The following is an 18,713-nucleotide window of genomic DNA, read 5'->3' as shown; positions in this document are numbered from 1 at the left end:
CGTCCATCTTGGTGCCCCCCGCGTGGCGGCGGGCACCAAGATGGACGTCTCGCACCTCGACCTCTCCTACGGCCGCACCCACGTCCTCAGGGACGTGAGCCTGTCGTTCCCCGAGAAGGAGGTCTGCGCCCTCATCGGCCCCTCGGGCTGCGGCAAGTCGACACTGCTCAAGACGCTCAACCGCATGAACGAGCTCGCCCCCGGCTGCTCGGTCTCCGGCCTCGTCACGCTCGACGGCACCGACGTCTACCGCGACCTCGACGCCCAGGANGTGCGGCGCCGCGTGGGCATGGTGTTCCAGCAGCCCAACCCCTTCCCCATGTCGATCTTCGACAACGTGGCCTACGGTCCTCGCACCCACGGCGTCCGCGACCGCGACGAGCTCGAGGGCCGCGTGGAGCAGGCCCTGCGCGACGCCGCCCTCTGGGACGAGGTCAAGGACCGCCTCAAGNGGACCGCNCTCGGGCTNTCCGNCGGCCAGCAGCAGCGCCTCTGCATCGCCCGCGCCCTGGCAGCCCAGCCGGAGGTCCTGCTCCTCGACGAGTCCACGAGCGCCCTCGACCCCATCTCCTGCGCCAAGATCGAGGAGCTCGTCATCTCCCTCAAGGGCTCCTACACCGTGGTGATGGTGACCCACAACATGCTGCAGGCCCTGCGCATCTCCGACACCTGCGCCTTCTTCCTGATGGGAGAGATGGTGGAGGCNGGCCCCNCCGAGACCCTGTTCACGAGCCCCACCGACCCGCGTTGCGCCGATTATGTGGCCGGGCGGTTCGGCTGACGCGCCTCCGGACTAGGATGGGTGCTGCCCGCACACAGCCCGAGGAGGAACCCATGGCGGAAGCCACGGTCTACTATCTCGAGGATGACCCGCGCATCCTCGAGCTCACGCTCTACACCCTCGCCCAGACGGGCATCCGCGCGGAGGGCTTCTCGTCGGCGGGAGAGTTCCTCGACGCCTGCGCCGAGTCCGTTCCCGACCTCGTGCTCCTCGACATCATGCTGCCCGATGTGGACGGCCTCACGGTGCTGCGCCGCCTGAGGGGCGAGCCGGCCACACGGGACGTCCCCGTCATGATGCTCACGGCCAAGGGCGACGAGCTCGACAAGGCCTACGGGCTCGACCTAGGCGCCGACGACTACTTGGCCAAGCCGTTCGGCATGGTGGAGTTGCTGGCCCGCGTGCGGGCGCTGCTCCGCCGCTCCCAGGCGCCCGCACGCGGGGAGGCGACCGAGCCGGACCGCCTCTCGTTCGGGGGCATCGTGCTCGACGAGGGGCGCCACACCGTGACCGCCGACGGCGTGCCCGTGTCGCTCACCCCCAAGGAGTTCGACCTGCTCAAGACCCTCATGGCCTCGCCAGGCCGCGTGCTCTCGCGCGACCGCCTGCTCGCCGACGTGTGGGACGTCGCCTTCTCCGGCGGCACCCGCACGGTGGACGTTCACGTGCGCACGTTGCGCCAGAAGCTCGCCGCCGCGGCNCCGGGCTCCGAGCGCGCCGTCGAGACCGTGCGCGGCGTCGGTTACCGGCTCGGGGACGGCCACCATGGCTGACGGTCGCGGCACGGGCCGCAGGCGCCTCTCCACCACGGTGTTCGCCGCCCTCGTGGCCTCGGCCCTCGCCTGCGTGCTCGCCGCGTTCCTCGGTACCGCCGCCGTCTACTACGCCACCCACGAGGCCGGCGAGGCCCAGCGCCTGGCCGCCTTGGCCGAGGAGGCCGGCGCCACGCTGGGACCCCTGGACGCGGACGGCCGCCGCGCCATGCTGGCGGCCCAGCTCCCCGGGCCCGAGCGCTACACCCTGGTGTCGTCCGACGGCGAGGTGCTCTTCGACAGCGCCGACGACGATGCCGGCTACCACGGCGACCGGCCCGAGGTCCTCGAGGCCGAGAAGGCCGGGTNCGCCTCGGTGAGCCGCCACTCCGCCACCCTGGACCGCGACATGCTCTACGCCGCCNAGCGCCTCGCCGGCGGCGACGTGCTGCGCATCGCCGAGGAGCGCGAGTCGTTCGNGGCCTTCGCCGGCTCGTTCGTGCTGCCGGCCGCCNCCGTCATGGCCGCCGTGTCCGCGCTCGCCGCCGTGGCGTCGCGGCTCATCACCCGGAGGATCGTGGCGCCCTTCGCCGCCCTCGACGACGGGCTGCCCGCCCCCGACTGCTACCGGGAGGTGGCCCCGCTCATCGAGCGCATCGAGGACCAGCAGGCGCGCCTGCGGGAGCAGAACCTCGAGCTGGCCCGCGCCGACACCATCCGACGAGACTTCTCGGCCAACGTCTCCCACGAGATGAAGACGCCGCTCCAGATCATCTCCGGGTACGCGGAGATCATCGACCGGGGCATCGCCGACGAGGCCGACACCCGCACCTTCGCCCACATCATCCACGACGAGGCCCAGCGCATGCGCTCCCTCATCGACGACGTGCTCACCCTCTCCCGCATGGACGAGCCCCTGGGCGCCGAGCAGGGCCCCGTGGACATGCTCGANCTTGCCGGCTCCGTCCTGCGCCGCATGGCGCCNGTGGCCGACGCCGCCGANGTGGGGCTCCNCGCCNTGGGGTCGCCCATCACGGTGGAGGCCAACGCCCGGCTGCTCGACCAGGCCCTCTCCAACCTGGTGGAGAACGCCGTGCGCTACAGCCCTGCCGGATCCCAGGTGACAGTGACCGTGGCCAAGGACTGCCACCCCGGCGAGCCGGGCGCCGTGGCCGAGGCCGTGGTCTCGGTGCGCGACGAGGGGTGCGGCATCNCGGCCGACGAGCAGAACAAGGTGTTCGAGCGCTTCTACCGCGTGGACAAGAGCCGCTCCAAGGAGCCCGGGGGCACGGGCCTGGGACTGGCCATCGTGAAGCACGCGGTCGAGCAGTGCGGCGGCACCGTGGAGCTGGAGAGCGCCCCGGGCGAGGGGTCGGTGTCCCGGCTGCGGCTGCCCCTGTGAGCCCCGCGGGCCCCTGCCCCTGTCCCATCACTCGGACACTTTTGTCCCATCCGCGGAACGTCCTGCGGGCGCCGGAGCTGCGCCCGTTCTGCCTTCTCCCCACCTGAACACGTCCGAGGGCGACTTCCAAGGCCAACCCCTGCGGAAAAACGCCCCCGGACGCGTTCAGGTGCGCAAAATCCGCTCCCGTGCGTGTTCAGGTGGGAAAGAGGCCGACCTCAACGGCGTTCAGGTGCCGAAGACGGTGCCGGGAGCGGTGCTGCAGACGATGCCGAAGACGGTGCCGGAGATGCCGCCCGAGGTGGCGCCGTTGGGGTATCACCCTTATGTTCTGCCACCATCGCCCACCCCGACACCCGAGCGAGGACCCATGCCCTTCGAGAAAGTCGCCAAGGCCGCCGTCAAGGCCTACACCCACCTGAAGCCCGACGTCGTGGACGGCTACGAGGCCATCAGGGTCGCCGAGGAGGCGGCCTCCAAGATCGAAGCGCCCCGCATCCGCGTGCGGGAGGGGCGCGTCTCGGTGCCTGCAGCCGACGGGTACGCCGTCGAGTGCCGCACCTTCACGCCGCTCGACCTCGACATCTCGTTGGACGGCGTCAAGTTGACCGACGACTGGAAGGGCACCGTGGTCTTCTTCCACGGCGGNGGCTGGGTCACCGGCCAGGTCGGCCTCTACGCCGACGCCTGCAAGGACCTCGCCCTGACCCTCAAACGCCGCGTGGTCTCGGTGGACTACCGCCTGGCCCCCGAGAACCGCTTCCCGGTGCCGCTGGANGACTNCTACGCCGTGGCCCGGGCCGTCATGGCCGGGAAGGTCTTCTCCGACGTGAACCCCGATCACGTGGTCCTCATGGGCGACTCGGCCGGCGGCAACCTCGCCTGCGCCGTGGCCCTCAAGGCCCGCGACACCGGCNACTTCTCCGTGCCCCGCCAGATCCTGCTCTACCCCGTCCTCAACAACGACTACGGCCCCGACGCGCCCTTCGCCTCGGTGCACGAGAACGGCAGCGACTACATCCTCACGGCCCAGGACTGCCAGGAGTACCTGATGCTGTACGCCGAGAAGCCCGAGGACCTGGAGAACCCCTACCTCGCCCCGCTCCTGGAGACGGACCTTGCGGGGCTGCCGGAGACCCTGGTGGTCAGCGCCGAGCTCTGCCCGTTGCGTGACGAGGACGAGGAGTTCACCCGGCGCCTCGCCCAGGCGGGTACGAACTCCGCTGCCTATAGAATGCAAGACGTCATGCACGGCTACCTGCTCTACCCGTCGGCCGTCGACGCGGTGAAGACCACCTTCGCGATCTGCCGGAGCTTCCTCGACGGGGAGGGGCTGCCCAAGGGAAATGGATCGACGTGGCTCGAGATACGTGGTATCGCCTAGACAACATCGGCAAGTACTACTCGGCCCAGGCCGGGCGCCGGGCCCAGACGGTCTTCCGCTACTCGGCCACCATGGATGCCCCCGTCGACGAGGCCGCCCTCCAGCGGGCCCTCGACCGCACGGTGGGCCGGTTCCCCACCTTCTCCGTCACCCTGCGCACCGGGCTGTTCTGGCACTACCTCCAGCACGTGGACACCGTCCCCAAGGTGCACCAGGAGGACCTGCCCATCTGTGCCCCGCTCCACGCCGGNCACACCTCGGTGCTGTTCCGGGTGAGCCGGTACCGCGACNGCANCAACTTCGAGGTGAGCCATATGGTCTCCGACGGCCGCGGCTCGCTCGCCTTCTTCAAGGAGCTCCTCGGGGCCTATGTGGAGGAGGCCTTGGGCGTGANGGGCGTGCCCGTGAGCTACGCCGGCTCTCCCTCGGAAAGCTCCGAGGACTCCTTCGACAAGAACTACGAGCCCGGGAAGCGGGGGGCGGCCACCCTCTCCCGGGCCGTCCACGTGGGGAGCGCCAAGCACGCGGAGGACCCCTCCTACTTCGAGTACCACCTCTCCTGCAAGGCGGTGCTCGACCTGGCCCATCGATGGGACGTGAGCCTCACCTCGGTGATGGTGGCCGCCATGGCCCTGGCGGTGCGTCGGCAGATGCACCGCCGCGACGTGGGGAGGCGCCCCATCCGCATCGGCGTCCCGGTGGACCTCAGGGGCGCCTTCTCCTCCCAGACCACCCGCAACTTCTTCGGCCTGGCCTATGTGACCTTCGAGACCGGCGATGCCGTGCCCGAGGCCGAGGCGCTGGCCCAGGAGGCCCAGCGCCAGATTACCGACGCCACCCGGCCGGACAATATCAAGCTTCGNNTGAACNCCATGATCCGCCTGGAGAAGAACCCCTTGGTGCGCGTGGCGCCGGTCTTCCTCAAGGACCTCGGCCTGGGCGTCGCCCGCTCCCAGGAGGGGCGCGGCGTCACCTGCGCCGTCTCCAACCTCGGGCGCGTGGTCCTCGACGGGGCCGTGGCCGCTCATGTGAGGGATGTCAACATCCTCACCTCCACCCAGGACCTCAACCTCACCCTGTGCTCCTTCGAGGACGACCTGTNCTGCGGCATCTCCACGGTCTACACNGACCNCGACGTGGTGCGCGACTTCTGCCGCTTCTTCTCGGCCCAGGGCATCCCCGGGAAGGTCAACTGCAGCAAGGCCCGGCCGCTCAAGGAGCGCGACGGCGCCGCCTCCGACAGGGACCGCAGGTGCCGGCCGCCCAAGGGTGCCCGCCGACGGCTGACGGGGGCGCGCAAGCCGCTGCCGGCCGAGAAGGGAGCCGGGGCATGAGACACTGTTCGGCCTGCGACCTCGACTACACCGGGGCCATCGAGCGCTGCCCCCTCTGCCACGGCGAGCTCGTGGGGGAGCCGTCGCCGGCGGTCTTTCCCCACACCGACAACATCCGGCCCCAGAAGGCGCTGCTCACCATCGTCACGCTGGCGAGCGCCGTGGGCGCCCTCACCGTGGCGTTCCTAGCCCTTGTGGGGGCCGCGCGCTGGTCGGTGGCCCTGCCGGCGCTGGCCGTGGTTGCCGCCAACTACCTGCTGCTCAGGAACTTCCTCCGCTACGACCCCGGGTTCGTGCGGGGGGCCTCGCGCTACCTGCTCATGCTGGTGGCCGTANNCGTGGCCTGGCGCTTTATCTCGGGCGTCGACGCCCTCACGAGCCTGGTGGCCCCCATCGTCTGCCTGGCCGCCATCGCCTTCGACGCGGTGCTGCTCCTTGCCTGGCGCGACCGGTTTGCCGAGGAGTTCTCGGCCTACCTGCTGCTCGACGTGGTGTGCGGGTTCATCCCGCTCGCCCTGGTGTGGCTGGGGCTCGCCCAGTGGCCCACCCTGGCCTACGTGAGCGCCTTCTGCGCCGGGCTACTGGCCATATTCGTGCTGGTGTTCTTCCGCCGCGACATCTTCGGGGCCGCCGGCCGCCTGTTCAACGCCTGACGAGGCGCCCTCCCCGCCGTGGCCGGAGAGCTCCTCGAGCAGCAGGGTCAGGCTCGAGAGGAAGAAGGGCTTCTGGAGGAAGCCGTCGACCCCGGCGCCGTCGCAGGCCGACTCGGCGTCGGCGCGGTCGAAGGCGGTGAGCACCATGACCGGCACGTTGTGGGGGACCACATCGCGGATGGCCCGGGCCGTCTGGGCCCCGTCCATGGCCGGCATCCGCCAGTCGACGATGACGAGGCCGAACCCGCGGCCCTCCGCCTCGGCCTCCGCGGCCATAGAGACGGCGTCGGCGCCGGTGAGGGCGAACTCGGCCTCCACCCCGGCGTCGCCCATGACGGCCACGACCTCGTCGCACACGGCCCGCTCGTCGTCGACCACCAGGACCCTGTCGATGCCCATGCGCTCNAAGAACTCGCGGCCGTCACTGTGCCGGGCCACCCTGAGCTCCAGGTCCACCACGAAGGCGCTCCCCCGGCNCACCTCGCTCTCCACCGAGATGGCGCCCCCCATGAGCTCCACGAGGCTCTTGGCGATGGCAAGGCCCAGGCCCGTCCCCTGGACCCGGTTGGTCACCGAGCTCTCCTCGCGGGTGAAGGGGTCGAAGATCGTCTCCATGAGCTCGGGGGCCATGCCCATGCCGTCGTCCCTCACGGTGAGGCGCAGGGAGACGAAGTTGGCCCGGGGGCTCGGCGTCTGGACGAGGTCGAACTCGACGGTGCCCCCCCTCGGGGGTGTACTTCACGGCATTGGTGATGATGTTGATGAGAACCTGGTTGATGCGGAGCTTGTCGCCCACCACGAGACCGTCGCGGACCCCGGAGACGTCGACCCGGAAGTCCTGACCCTTGGCGAGGGCCCGGGGCCTCGCGATGGTAACCACGTCCTCGGCCAGCTCCGAGAGCTCGAACTCCGAGAGGTTGAGGGTGGTCTTGCCGCTCTCGATCTTGGACATGTCGAGGACGTCGTTGAGCAGGCCCAGCATGTGCAGGGAGGAGGCCTGGATCTTGCGGGTGTGGTCGCGCACGAGGTCGGGGTCGCCGGCGTCGCGGAGGAGGAGCGTGGCCAGGCCCACGATGGCGTTCATGGGGGTGCGGATGTCGTGGCTCACGTTGGACAGGAACGTGCTCTTGGACTCGTTGGCCACCTCGGCCACGGAGAGGGCCTCCCGCAGCNCCTCCTCGTTGCGGCGCTCCCGGGTGCGGTCGGACAGCACCGCCATGCAGCGACGGCCGCCGTCGACCTCCACGTCGTAGAGGCTGTCGGTGAACCAGAGGGGCTCGCCGGTGGCCCGGTTGTGGCGCAGGCCCTCGCGCACCACGGTGCGGCCGTCGTCGAGCGACGCCGTGTCCACGGGCCCCTCGGCGTCCTCGAGCTCGAGCACGGCGCAGTCGGCACGCACCTCGTCGGGCCCCACGCCCAGGATCCGGCCCACGTTGGGGCTCACGTAGTCCACCCGCACGGGGTCGCGGCTCAGCATGAGGAAGACCTCGTCGGTGGCGCTGGCCANCACCGAGAAGAGCTCCTCGCGGGCCCGGGTCTCGGCGCCCTGGGCCCTCATGGAGCGGNTGAACCGGAAGGCCGCAAGCCCGAAGAAGGCGGCCGCCCCCACGACGAGGACCACGAGGAACAGCACCACCGTCGAGGTGCCGATGATGGCGTTGCCCTGCTCCATGATGACGTCGTCGGGGATCACCGACACCATGGACCACCCGTCGGTGTTCCCGATAGGCACGAAGGCCATGACGCAGTCGCGGTCGTCCAGACGTACCCGCACCACCCCGGAGCGGGAGGCGGCGAGGCTGTCGGTGAGGGCCGAGACGCCCGAGAAGACCGCCTCCACGGCGGCGTCCAGGGCGGCGGGGCACCACAGGCCGTTGGCCGCCACCATGCGCCCGGCGCCCACGAGCTCGCCATAGGCCAGGCGGTGGGGGCCGGCCTCGACCTCCGTGGCAAAGAGAACCGGGTAGCACGAGCCGTCGGCGCAACGGGAGAGCTCGACCTCGGACCGCAGCAGGTGCTCCACGAAGGCGAGCCCGTGGGCCTGCCGCCCCGAGCCGCCGTTCACGGCAACGCACCCGTCGAGGTCGCAGACCCCGAAGGTGCGGCCATCGGGACCCGGCAACGGACCCATGGACCAGGCGAGGCCGGGCCGTTCCCGGAGCAGGGCGACCGTCTCACAGAAGGCTCTGATCGTCCCGTCGCCCACGGCAGGCTTGCCCACGGCCCCTCCCCCCACCTGCTCCTCATAATCATCCCTGTGAATATATTCTGAATGAAATCTGANTTACAAGTGGCCCACGATCACTCCCCGGCGGGCACGGGGCGGCCGTCGTCCTCCCACACATAGGACCCCTCGTCGGAGCACTCGCCGACGATGCGCTCCACGGGAAGGATCATGTAGGTGGCCTCGGCGGTCACGCACACGGTGCCGTCCTGCCGGCGCAGCTCGCAGGTACCCTCGAAGGTGCGCCGGGTCACCTTGGTGATGACGCCCACCACCTCCAGGGGCTCGCCGATGGGCGTGGGCTTGCGGTAGCGCAGCTTGAGCTCCATGGTGACGCCCCACTGGTCGGGGTGGTCGGTGATGAAGGCACGGCCGATGGTCTCGTCGCACATGGCCGCCGCCACGCCGCCGTGGAGGCGGCCGGGGTAGCTCTGGTGGATGGGCTTGGGCGTGAAGAGNCCCNCAACGCGGCCGGGCTCGTCNTCNCGCTCAACGAACTGGGCCTCGAGCCCGGCGGGGTTGTCGAATCCACAGACGAAGCACTCGTCGTTGATGGGCTGGTTGTGCAGGTGGGAGCAGGCCATGGGGGCTCCTTCGGGACGCGGGNTTGTCGACCCTCATTTTATGCGTCCGACCCTGCGCCTGAAAGCGGTCGAGGGCGTCCCCATCCGCTTTCGGGGACAGGAGCGGGCGCAGGTCAGGCGTGCGAGAGAGGGTAGACGAGCGACACCCGGCGACGGCGGGCGGCCGTCTCGGCCTCCACCGCGCACGCCTCCACCGCAGGAAGGCGCTCGAGCAGGGGTGCCAGCGTCTCGTTTNCCGGGACCCCGGCTGCGACCTCCCACGAGACCCCCAGCGTCACGGCCGTGCCCGAACGGGCGAAAAGCCGCGCGCATCCGTCCGCCTCCGCCAGCGCCTCCTTGGCCACACANCNNAGCACGGCCGCGACGCGCCACCCGTCGCACACGACCCGGGCGGGCTCGGGAGCGTCCACCGCCAAGCGGCCGCCCGACCCCTCCGCATCCCGGTCCACAAGGCGCGCCGCATCGAGGACGACCTCCCGGGCATCCGTCGCACACGGATCGCCGCCGGAGGGGCCACCCAGAAGAAGCAGGTGGTCGAACGCCTCGGCGAGCTCGTCGAGCGCACCCTCCGGGCACGTCGCCGCACCCGGGGCGGCCCCCTCGCCCGAAGCCAGCAACGCGGCAAGGGGCGTTTTCACGTCATGGATCAGGNGCCTCGCGATCNCGTCGGAAAGGGCCTGCCTCCCCTCCACAGCCCCTACAAGCCTTCGGCCCAGGGCCGCAAACGCGGCGAAGGATGCGAGCAGCACNGTGACGGCCGCGAGTTTGACGGCACGAAGGAGCCGCAACGCCTCGTGGCAGTCGAGGAAGCGGATCTCGACGCCGGAGGCACCCGTTTGGACCACCCGGTAGAACACGAGGCTGTCCCCCGCCCTATAGGTGTGCGGGCCTCCGGCGTCAGGCCGCAGACCGGCCTCCGCGACCTCGGCGAAAAAATCGGCCAGATAGGGGCCGGCGTCCCCGCGACCGGACCGGCCCATCCGCGACGCCTCCTCGACGGTCACCGACCGCACCTCCGTGTCGAGGAACGGCCCGGGATCGCCCGAGAGGGCCCCATGGGCGGCACCCGCAAAACCGAGAAGTCCCACGACGTACAACGCCGAGCACAAGGCCGCCCCGGCGAGCAGATAACGGGTCAAACCTGCCGAAAGGCTTGCGCGCCACGACGCCACCGGGCCCTCACATCTCTTCGCAGGGGCCTTCGAGGCGGTATCCCACACCCCAGACCGACCTCAAGGAGACCGAGGCCCCCGCNGACTCGAGCTTGCGCCTCAACCGCCTGGTCATCTCGTCCACGGGGCGNCTCTCGACGCCGTCGGGGAGGCCCCACACATCGAGCAGGANCTGGGAGCGGGGACGGTCTTGTCGGGGCGCGCCAAGTAGTAGCGCAGCAGCTCCAGCTCCGTCGGCGTGAGGGCGACGGGCAGGCCGTCGATGCGACACTCCCCCTTCCCGCATCGCACGTTGCCCAGCTCGAGGACCCTCGGCCTCTTTGCGCCGTCGCCCTNGCCTTCANAGCGCGCCNGTCGCAGGAGGGCCGNCACCTTGGCAAGGAGGAGCGCCGGGCGCACGGGCTTGGTCAGATAGTCGTCGCAGCCATGGGCCAGGGCGTCGATGACGGACNGCTCGTCGTCTTGGCCCGACAGGGCCAGNACCGGCACGCAGGACCGCTCTCGAACGNGGAGGAGCAGCGCCGTGCCNTCCATCTTGGGGAGCCCCATGTCGAGCAGGATAAGGTGGCAGCCGACTTCTTCCCCACGGGAAAGCGCCTCGAGAAGCTGCGTGCCATCAGGTTGGGTCACCGCCTCGTAGCCCGCATTCTCCAGCACCAGCCTCACGGCGNCCCGCAGGGAGTCGTCGTCCTCGATATAGAGGATCCTCTGCATGGCACCCCCTCAACTATTCCAAGACTATCGCACCTCCCCCTCGGGCCACAATGCTGTTTTGCAACTTGAGGCCATNGTTTTGTTTTTCACGGTTTTATGGCCCGACCCTTTACCCGACACTCGTCTCACATGGCGGAAGGAGCAGGAAATGAGCCTACCCGGAAAACGCCCAGTGGTGAGAATCTGCATTGCCATCGCAGCCATATCGTTTTGCGCCCTTGCAATCACACATATCACCCATGCAATCTCCTCATCCTCGACATCCCCCGATTCTGTGGAAGAAGCTACCGGTTACAGCTGTCATGACCTCGAGGTAGCTCACATCAACGACATAGAACTGGAGGGTGACGAGAGCCTTTTCTCGCACCTTTCCGGCAACGGGGAGAGCTTAGCCCTTCTCGCAGTCGCATGCGCCCTCTCCACTGCCCCCGTCGCAGCATACGCCAGCGAGACCTCAAATTATCGTACCTACCATATGGACTCGNTCTCTAGCGAAGCCANCCCTCAGCGCGAACGTGGGAACTGCTTCTCTGTTTATGGGAAGGGCTGGTGCGTCTCCCATGGATACGGAAATAATCGTCCTGTCGGCGCCAGCATGGCGNTCAATCTGACCCAAAAGGAAAAGGACTGCCTGTTCAGTGCATATACTTGGATGATCGAGGCGGGACGCGCTTGGTATACAGGCAGCGGCTGGGACGCACTTGCGGCAACTTCCTACACCTTTTATACCTGCTTGAAGTAAAACGCCTTCATATGGGCGGGTTGTAACGGCTTGGCGACAGCGTTTCAACCCGCCCTTTTCCAGGAGGGGCTTATGACGTGGAACGGCATTGCAAATAAACTTGAAATCGGGTGGAGCAACGGTCATCTATCGTGGGGCGGCATTGCTATTGCAGCAGTGTGCGTACTGCTCGGCATCCTGTACTACTGCTTCCATATCATTGACCATACCACCTTAGTTCTCTTGAGCGGCCTCAATGTCGTGGCCGTCCATTTAGGAAGCTCACTTATTTATAAAAAACAAGGACGGGCGTTTGACTNGGTGATCAGTGTCCTATTCGCTCTACTCTACTTGCTTCTCCTGTAGGAGACTTCGACCTGCTCTTTCTCTGAGGCGNNTCCGGCCGCAGGCCCCGGCGCCCCGGCGTAACGCGCCACCGTGGTGCGACGTNTNGCCNTTTTGGNCCGAAAAGGGCGCCACGGTGGTGCGGGTCGGCCCCGACCCCCTCCTAGAACGGCTCGGCCAGGCGCTTTTCCATCCACACCATGTCGTACCAGCGGTCGAACTTGCGGCCGCAGGCCTCGAAACGGCCCACCTCGCGATAGCCCATGGCACTGTGGAACCGCACCGAGGCGTCGGTGAGATAGGGGTCGTCGGGCTNCCGCGGCACCCCGATGCAGGCCTCGAGGGCGAGGATGTCGCGGGCCCGGGCCTCGCCCTCCAAGGCACGGTAGAGCGCGCGGCCCACTCCCCGCCCGCGGGCACCCATGTGGAGGTAGATGGTGGTCTCGGCGTTATGACGGTAGGCCTCGCGACCCACGAACGGGCGGAGCGAGGCGTAGCCCACCACGGCGGAGCCCTCCTCGGCCACCAGAAAGGGGTACCCCTGCTCAAGGATGGCCCGGATACGCTCGGAAAACTCCGCTACGGTAGGCACGTCGTACTCGAAGGAGACAGCGGTCCCCCGCACGTAGGGGGCGTAGACGCAGAGGGCCCTCACGGCGTCTTGCGGCGTGGCGAGGCGGATGCGGGGCGTGGGTGCCATGGGACCTCCGGTGACGGTGCGGGCCTACGTCAGAGCATAGCGCGGCCGGACCTCCTCCGCACACCGGCCCCCACAGAGAAGGGCGGCCCGCCGCNGAGANGAGCCGCCCTCCTGTCAGGCGCTTTGTCGGGGAGCCGTACGGCTTAGTACATGCCGCCCTGGCCGCCCTGGGCAGCGGCCGCGGAGATGGCCTCCTCGATGGTGGTGTCCTTGGGCTCATCGGTGACGGTGGCCTCGGTGATAAGGAACAGGCCGGCCACGGAAGCGGCGTTCTGCAGGGTCACGCGGGCAACCTTGACGGGGTCGAGCACGCCCATCTCGATCATGTCGCCGTACTCGCCGCTGGCGGAGTCGAGGCCGTGGCCCTTCTCCATGCCGCGGACCTTCTCCACCACGACGGCACCCTCGANGCCGGCGTTGTCGGCGATGGTCTTCACGGGAGCGGCCAGGGCCTTGGCGACGATGTCCACGCCGATCTTCTCGTCCATGTCGGAGGTCTCGACGTTGGCGAGCGACTCGGAGGCGTCGAGGAACGCCACGCCGCCGCCGGCGACGATGCCCTCCTCCACGGCCGCACGGGTGGCCTGGAGGGCGTCCTCGATACGGTGCTTGATCTCCTTGAGCTCCACCTCGGTGGCGGCGCCCACCTTCAGGACGGCCACGCCGCCGGCGAGCTTGNCCAGGCNNTCCTNGAGCTTCTCGACGTCGAAGTCGGAGTCGGTGTGCTCGATCTCGCCCTTGATCTGGGCGATGCGGTCGTCGATGGCGCCCTTGTCGCCCTCGCCGCCCACGATGGTGGTGTTGTCCTTGGTGACCTTGACGCTCTTGGCGCGGCCGAGCATCTCGGCGGTGGTGTCGGCGAGCTTGATGCCGAGCTCCTCCATGGCCACCTGACCGCCGGTCACGACGGCGATGTCCTCGAGCATGCGCTTGCGACGGTCGCCGTAGCCCGGGGCCTTGACGGCGCAGACGTTGAGGGTGCCGCGGAGCTTGTTGAGGATGAGGGTGGCCAGGGCCTCGCCGTCGACGTCCTCGGCGACGATGAGCAGGGCGGAGCCACTCTTCTGCACGGCCTCGAGCACCGGCAGGATGTCCNGGATGTTGGAGACCTTCTGGTCGGTCATGAGGATGTAGGGGTTCTTCATCTCGCAGACCATGGTCTCGTTGTCCGTGGCGAAGTACGGGGAGATGTAGCCCTTGTCGAACTGCATGCCCTCCACAGTCTCGATCTCGATGCCGAAGGTCTGGGACTCCTCGACGGTGATGACGCCGTCCTTACCCACGACCTCCATGGCGTCGGCGATCTTCTCGCCGATCTGGGGGTCGGCGGCGGAGATGGTGCCCACGGAGGCGATCTGCGCCTTGGTGGAGACGGGCGTGGCGGCCTTCTTCATCTCGTCCNCGACGGCGTCCACGGCGTGGTCGANNCCGCGGCGGATGGCCAGGGGGTTGGCGCCGGCGGCGACGTTGCGGAGACCCTCGTTGACGATGACCTGGGCCAGCAGCGTGGCGGTGGTGGTGCCGTCACCCACGGTATCGTTGATCTTGGTGGCGACCTCCTTCACCAGCTGGGCGCCCATGTTCTCCACGGGGTCCTTGAGCTCGATCTCCTTGGCAACGGAGACGCCGTCGTTGGTGATGGTGGGGGCGCCGTAGGGGCGCTGAAGGGCCACGTAGCGGCCCTTGGGGCCCATGGTGGTGGTCACGGCGTCGGCCAGGGTGTTCACGCCGGCGGCGAGCTTGGCGCGGGCGNCGGTGCCGAACTTGATGTTCTTAGCCATGGTATGCGTACCTCCTGTGAGGGTTTGGGTGCAGATGGTGCGTGATGGGAGGGGTTAGCCCTCGATGATGGCGTAGATGTCGTCTCCGCGGAGGAGCAGGTACTCCTCGCCGTCGACCTTGATCTCGTTGCCACCGAACTTGCCGTAGAAGACCTGGTCGCCCACCTTGACGTCGACCGGGATGCGGTTGCCGGAATCGTCGCGACGGCCCTCGCCCACGGCGACGACCTCGCCCTTCTGGGGCTTCTCCTGGGCGCCCGAGGAGATGTAGAGACCGGTGGAGGTCTTCTCCTCCTTGGGGGCGGGCTTCACGAGGACGCGGTCACCCAGCGGCTTGAGATTCATAGCGGTTCCTCCTTCTGCATGCGCCTTCTCGGCGCCCCCGCCTGAGTGCGGGGTGTGTTCTGACACGAAGTATCCTAGCCAGCCCATGGACCTAGGGCAAGGTCCATGAGGAAATCTTCATCACGCAGACTTAGATTATCCACCAACGCAGCCATCACGTAAGGCGGCGCCGGGTCAGGCTCTAGGTCGCTGTACCCGGTGCGTGGTGTCCGTTAACCTGCGGCGGCGCGGCCATGGGGGCCGTCACCGATCGTGCACGGAAGAGTCGCGGCCTCAGGCCTTGAGGGCCTCGGCCTGGGTCACCCACAGAGCCGCCGAGGCGTCGCTGGGCATGCGGAGGTCGCCGCGGGGCGACACGGCTACGGTGCCCACCTTGGGGCCGTCCGGCAGGCAGCTGCGCTTGAACTGCTGGGAGAAGAAGCGGTGGTAGAACGTCTGCAGCCAGCGGAGGACCGTGGCGCGGTCGAAGGCGGGCTCGCGGCCGGCCTCGAGCTCCTGGTCCACGAACGCCCGGCAGGCCAGGGCGAACACCTTGGCCGGCGGGAAGGCCTGGCGGAGCACCGCGTAGAGAAAGAAGTCGTGGAGCTCGTAGGGGCCCACGAGGTCCTCGGTGCGCTGAGCGATGGTGCCGTCCTCCCCGGCAGGCAGGACCTCCGGGGANACCGGGGTGTCNAGCACATCGTCGANCACGGCGGAGAGGACCGCGTCCCCGCAGGTGCGGGCCACGTGGGCCNCGAGGTGGCGNACGAGCGTCTTGGGCACGCCGGCGTTCACGCCGTACATGGACATGTGGTCGCCGTTGTAGGTGGCCCAGCCGANGGCGAGCTCCGAGAGGTCGCCGGTGCCGATCACCAGGCCGCCGCGCTGGTTGGCGAGGTCCATGAGGATCTGGGTGCGCTCTCGGGCCTGGGAGTTCTCGTAGGTGACGTCGCGGACGGCCTCGTCGTGGCCGATGTCGGAGAAATGCTGCCGCACCGCGCTGGCGATGGGCACCTCGAGCAGGGTGCAGCCCAGGGCGTCGGCCATGGCGCGGGCGTTGCCGTGGGTGCGGTCGGTGGTGCCGAAGCCCGGCATGGTGACGGCCACGATGCCGGCGCGGTCGAGCCCCACGAGGTCGAAGGCCCGGGCGCACACGAGCAGGGCGAGCGTGGAGTCCANGNCGCCGTANACGCCCACCACCGCCGTGGCGGAGCGGGTGTGGGCCATACGCTGAGCGAGGCCGTGGGCCTGGATGTCGAGGATGTCCTCGCAGCGCCCCGAACGGGTCGCGGGGTCGTCGGGCACGAAGGGGTGCGGGTCCACGTGGCGGGTCACGGGCGCCGGGGCGGCCACGGCCCCGGCGAAGGCGTCGGGCAGGCGCACCTCCCGGTAGCCGGCTGCCGCGGGCGACGGGGCGGACGTCCAGGTGGAGATGCGCCGGCGTTCCTCGGCGAGGAAGGCGACGTCCACCTGGGCCAGGGCCCGGCCGTCGCCGAAGGGGCGGCCCTCCGAGAGGATGCGGCCGTTCTCGGCCACGAGGTCGTGGCCCGAGAAGACCACGTCCTGGGTGGACTCGCCCCAGCCGGAGCTCGCGTAGGCGTAGGCGCAGAGGAGCCGGGCGCTCTGGCCCGAGACGAGGGAGCGACGGTAGTCGGCCTTGCCCACGAGGGCGTTGGAAGCCGAGAGGTTGCAGACCACCGTGGCGCNGACCCGTGCGAGGCCCACNGAGGGCGGGCAGGCCACCCAGAGGTCCTCGCAGACCTCTACGCCCACCTTGAGGGCGGGCATGCCGGGGCAGCAGAACAGCTGGTGCGCGCCAAAGGGCACGGTACGGCCGCAGACCTCGGCGTCGACGCAGGCCTCGGGCCCCGCGACGAAGTGGCGGCCCTCGTAGAACTCGTTGTAGGTGGGGATGTTGAGCTTGGGCACGACGCCGAGGAGNTCGCCCGCGCAGCAGGCGGCGGCGACGTTGTGGAGCTTGCCGTNCTGGCGGAAGGGCAGGCCCACGAACACGAGGCAGGGAAGGTCGGCCGTGCGGTCCAGGAACCCGGCCAGGCCCTCCTCGGCGGCGTCGAGCAGGGCGTCCTGCAGGAAGAGGTCGCCGCAGGTGTAGGCCGTGAGGCAGCACTCCGGGAGCACCACCACGGAGGCTCCGTGGACCACGGCCGCGCGGGTCTCCTCCACGCAGGCCACGACGTTGAAGGCGACGTCGGCGACGTGGACGGCGGGGGTCGCGGCGGCGACGGTGACAAGGCCGTGGTTCATGGGGGCTCCTCTCGGCGGTTCGTGGGTCCATGGTAGCGCGACCGGGCCCCGCCCCCCGCCGGAGCCGCCGGGCGGCCGGGCCCCGGGAAGGCGCACCGATTGTGCTGGGAGTACAAAAACTGAGGATTATTCGTAGGGAGAGAAAATGTCCCTGCAGGTGAGAACGCTGTGGCGTCACTCGCGGCGCAAGGTGGTTCCTGCGCCAAGTAATTCAACTACATNCCAGTTATACAATGGGAATGGCAATTGGTTACCGTTTCCTAGAAGGAGGACCTCCGTGGCTGAAGACGCCCCCGTCACCCCTCGCCGCATCGTCGTCGACGTCGTCGAGACGGCCGCGGANCTCCCGCCCCGGGNGACNACGATCCTGGACGGGGAGCTCGCCCGCCACGAGCCGGCCGTCGTGCGCGCCCTTGTGGAGGGCTCGGGCGCCCCGGAGGCACGGGCGGTGCTCGACGGCCTCATAGGCGCCTTCTCGCGCCCGGATTTCCCGGTGGTCGACGGCTTCTCGGCCGAGGACGCCCTGCTCGCCGCCATGGAGCGCACCGACCGCGAGGGCGGCGACGGCCCGGNGCCCGTGCTCATGGCCCCCATGGACGAGGTCCTGTGGGAGTGGGTGGACAGCCGGGTCGGAACCGAGCAGGCGGCCGAGTAGGCAGCCGGGCCGCCACCCCTTTGGCCGGGCCCTCCGACCGTCGCAGGCCGGGCCCGGCGCCCCGGACGGAAGGCGGGGCCGCGCGGCGGGTCATCCCCATCGCGCGGCCCCTCCCGGAGCCCGTGCTGTGCGCCGGCCCTACTCGGGGCGGAACCCGACGCCGCTCCCCTCGCGGGGGGCGCGCTTCCACTGGGGCGCGTTATGGTCGATCCACACGCCCACGGCGCGCACGGACCACAGCTGCGCGAACGTGCCCGCGAAGGCGGCGGCCAGGACCACGATCACGACGGCGGGCCCGAGGATGCCGAGCATGGTGGCCACCGTCGACAGCGGGTCGAGACCGTAGCCGTAGTACGAGCCGGAGTACAGGTAGTACCTGCTGGCGTACATGGAGCCCGCGGCGCCCGTCAGCACGAGCATGGCGACCACCACGATGACGGCGCCGGCGGCGAGGCCGGGCACGAAGACGGCGACGATGGCGCCCCAGGGGTCGCGCTTGAAGGCCTCGAGGATGTCCGAGAGGTCGAACGCGGCGCCGAAGCTGCCCCTGGCGGCCATGCGGACGCCTGCCACCGTGGTGTAGACGGAGACCAGCACCGCCCAGCAGAACAGGAAGATGGGGCCGAGGACCGGCACGGCGCCCACGTAGAACAGGCTGGCGGTGGCGACGGCGCCGATGACGCCCAGGACCGCGTAGAGGAAGCCCAGCCAGACGGTGGAGCGGCTGAAGCTGCGGCGCGGCAGGCCCTCGGAGCCGTCACCGGCAGACGCACCCCACTGGAGCATGTAGCCGGAGACGTACCAGCCGAGCACCGGCACGAGGTTCATGAGGATGAGGGCGGCCACGCGGCCGAACCAGCCCTGGGAGCCGGTGAGGTCGTGCCACGCCTGGCCGAGAATCCCGCGCTGGGCGGCCATCGGG

15 protein-coding genes and 1 pseudogene are annotated in these 18,713 nt (G+C 69.4%); 6 read left to right on the top strand and 10 right to left on the bottom strand.

The window, feature by feature from the left end:
* Positions 1–40 precede the first annotated feature (40 nt).
* From pstB to JX283_RS08455, 6 genes are all read left to right on the top strand, one after another.
* Positions 41–781, top strand: a complete 741-nt coding sequence (gene pstB / locus JX283_RS04790; RefSeq protein ID WP_204829567.1) for a phosphate ABC transporter ATP-binding protein PstB — start codon at positions 41–43, stop codon at positions 779–781.
* A 53-nt stretch (positions 782–834) separates the two neighbouring features.
* Entirely contained in the window at positions 835–1,554 is a 720-nt protein-coding gene (locus JX283_RS04785; RefSeq protein WP_135978165.1) for a response regulator transcription factor, read from the top strand.
* Positions 1,547–2,935, top strand: coding sequence for a cell wall metabolism sensor histidine kinase WalK (locus JX283_RS04780; protein WP_204829566.1), 1,389 nt, complete (start codon positions 1,547–1,549; stop codon positions 2,933–2,935). The genes JX283_RS04785 and JX283_RS04780 overlap by 8 nt, the downstream gene beginning before the upstream one ends.
* A gap of 370 nt (positions 2,936–3,305) precedes the next feature.
* The gene (locus JX283_RS04775) at positions 3,306–4,319 is read left to right on the top strand and encodes an alpha/beta hydrolase (protein ID WP_204829565.1); all 1,014 of its coding nucleotides are present in this window, start codon (positions 3,306–3,308) and stop codon (positions 4,317–4,319) included.
* Entirely contained in the window at positions 4,292–5,653 is a 1,362-nt protein-coding gene (locus tag JX283_RS08820) for a hypothetical protein (protein WP_370583412.1), read from the top strand. Before JX283_RS04775 ends, JX283_RS08820 begins: the two co-directional genes overlap by 28 nt.
* The gene (locus JX283_RS08455; RefSeq protein ID WP_239652467.1) at positions 5,650–6,306 is read left to right on the top strand and encodes a DUF6320 domain-containing protein; all 657 of its coding nucleotides are present in this window, start codon (positions 5,650–5,652) and stop codon (positions 6,304–6,306) included. The genes JX283_RS08820 and JX283_RS08455 overlap by 4 nt, the downstream gene beginning before the upstream one ends.
* Here the strand turns inward: JX283_RS08455 and JX283_RS04770 are convergent.
* The 10 genes and pseudogenes from JX283_RS04770 to JX283_RS04735 all read right to left on the bottom strand — a co-directional run.
* Complete coding sequence (locus JX283_RS04770; protein WP_370583413.1) at positions 6,232–6,969, bottom strand: ATP-binding protein; 738 nt, start codon at positions 6,967–6,969, stop codon at positions 6,232–6,234. The two genes, JX283_RS08455 and JX283_RS04770, sit on opposite strands and share 75 nt — an antisense overlap.
* Before the next feature lie 280 nt (positions 6,970–7,249).
* A pseudogene (locus JX283_RS08625) lies at positions 7,250–7,525 on the bottom strand (sensor histidine kinase); the annotation flags it as partial.
* A gap of 1,082 nt (positions 7,526–8,607) precedes the next feature.
* Positions 8,608–9,114: a PaaI family thioesterase gene (locus tag JX283_RS04765; RefSeq protein ID WP_204829563.1), complete on the bottom strand. Its 507-nt coding sequence runs from the start codon at positions 9,112–9,114 to the stop codon at positions 8,608–8,610.
* A 1,179-nt stretch (positions 9,115–10,293) separates the two neighbouring features.
* Positions 10,294–10,446: a winged helix-turn-helix domain-containing protein gene (locus JX283_RS08815; protein ID WP_370583411.1), complete on the bottom strand. Its 153-nt coding sequence runs from the start codon at positions 10,444–10,446 to the stop codon at positions 10,294–10,296.
* Positions 10,398–11,000, bottom strand: coding sequence for a response regulator transcription factor (locus JX283_RS04760; RefSeq protein ID WP_204829562.1), 603 nt, complete (start codon positions 10,998–11,000; stop codon positions 10,398–10,400). Before JX283_RS04760 ends, JX283_RS08815 begins: the two co-directional genes overlap by 49 nt.
* 1,229 nt (positions 11,001–12,229) lie before the next feature.
* Positions 12,230–12,766, bottom strand: coding sequence for a GNAT family N-acetyltransferase (locus JX283_RS04755; RefSeq protein ID WP_204829561.1), 537 nt, complete (start codon positions 12,764–12,766; stop codon positions 12,230–12,232).
* 143 nt (positions 12,767–12,909) lie between these two features.
* Positions 12,910–14,547, bottom strand: a complete 1,638-nt coding sequence (gene groL / locus JX283_RS04750) for a chaperonin GroEL (RefSeq protein ID WP_204829560.1) — start codon at positions 14,545–14,547, stop codon at positions 12,910–12,912.
* A 54-nt stretch (positions 14,548–14,601) separates the two neighbouring features.
* Complete coding sequence (gene groES, locus JX283_RS04745; RefSeq protein WP_135978179.1) at positions 14,602–14,892, bottom strand: co-chaperone GroES; 291 nt, start codon at positions 14,890–14,892, stop codon at positions 14,602–14,604.
* A 273-nt stretch (positions 14,893–15,165) separates the two neighbouring features.
* Positions 15,166–17,136, bottom strand: a complete 1,971-nt coding sequence (locus JX283_RS04740; RefSeq protein WP_204829559.1) for an NAD(+) synthase — start codon at positions 17,134–17,136, stop codon at positions 15,166–15,168.
* A 793-nt stretch (positions 17,137–17,929) separates the two neighbouring features.
* The coding region (locus tag JX283_RS04735) for a DUF4013 domain-containing protein (protein WP_204829558.1) at positions 17,930–18,713 on the bottom strand (784 nt) is incomplete at its 5' end.

Source organism: Olsenella sp. CU969, from assembly GCF_905219715.1.
Taxonomy (GTDB): Bacteria; Actinomycetota; Coriobacteriia; order Coriobacteriales; family Atopobiaceae; genus Granulimonas; species Granulimonas faecalis.
This window is presented reverse-complemented; position numbering and strand designations above follow the sequence as displayed.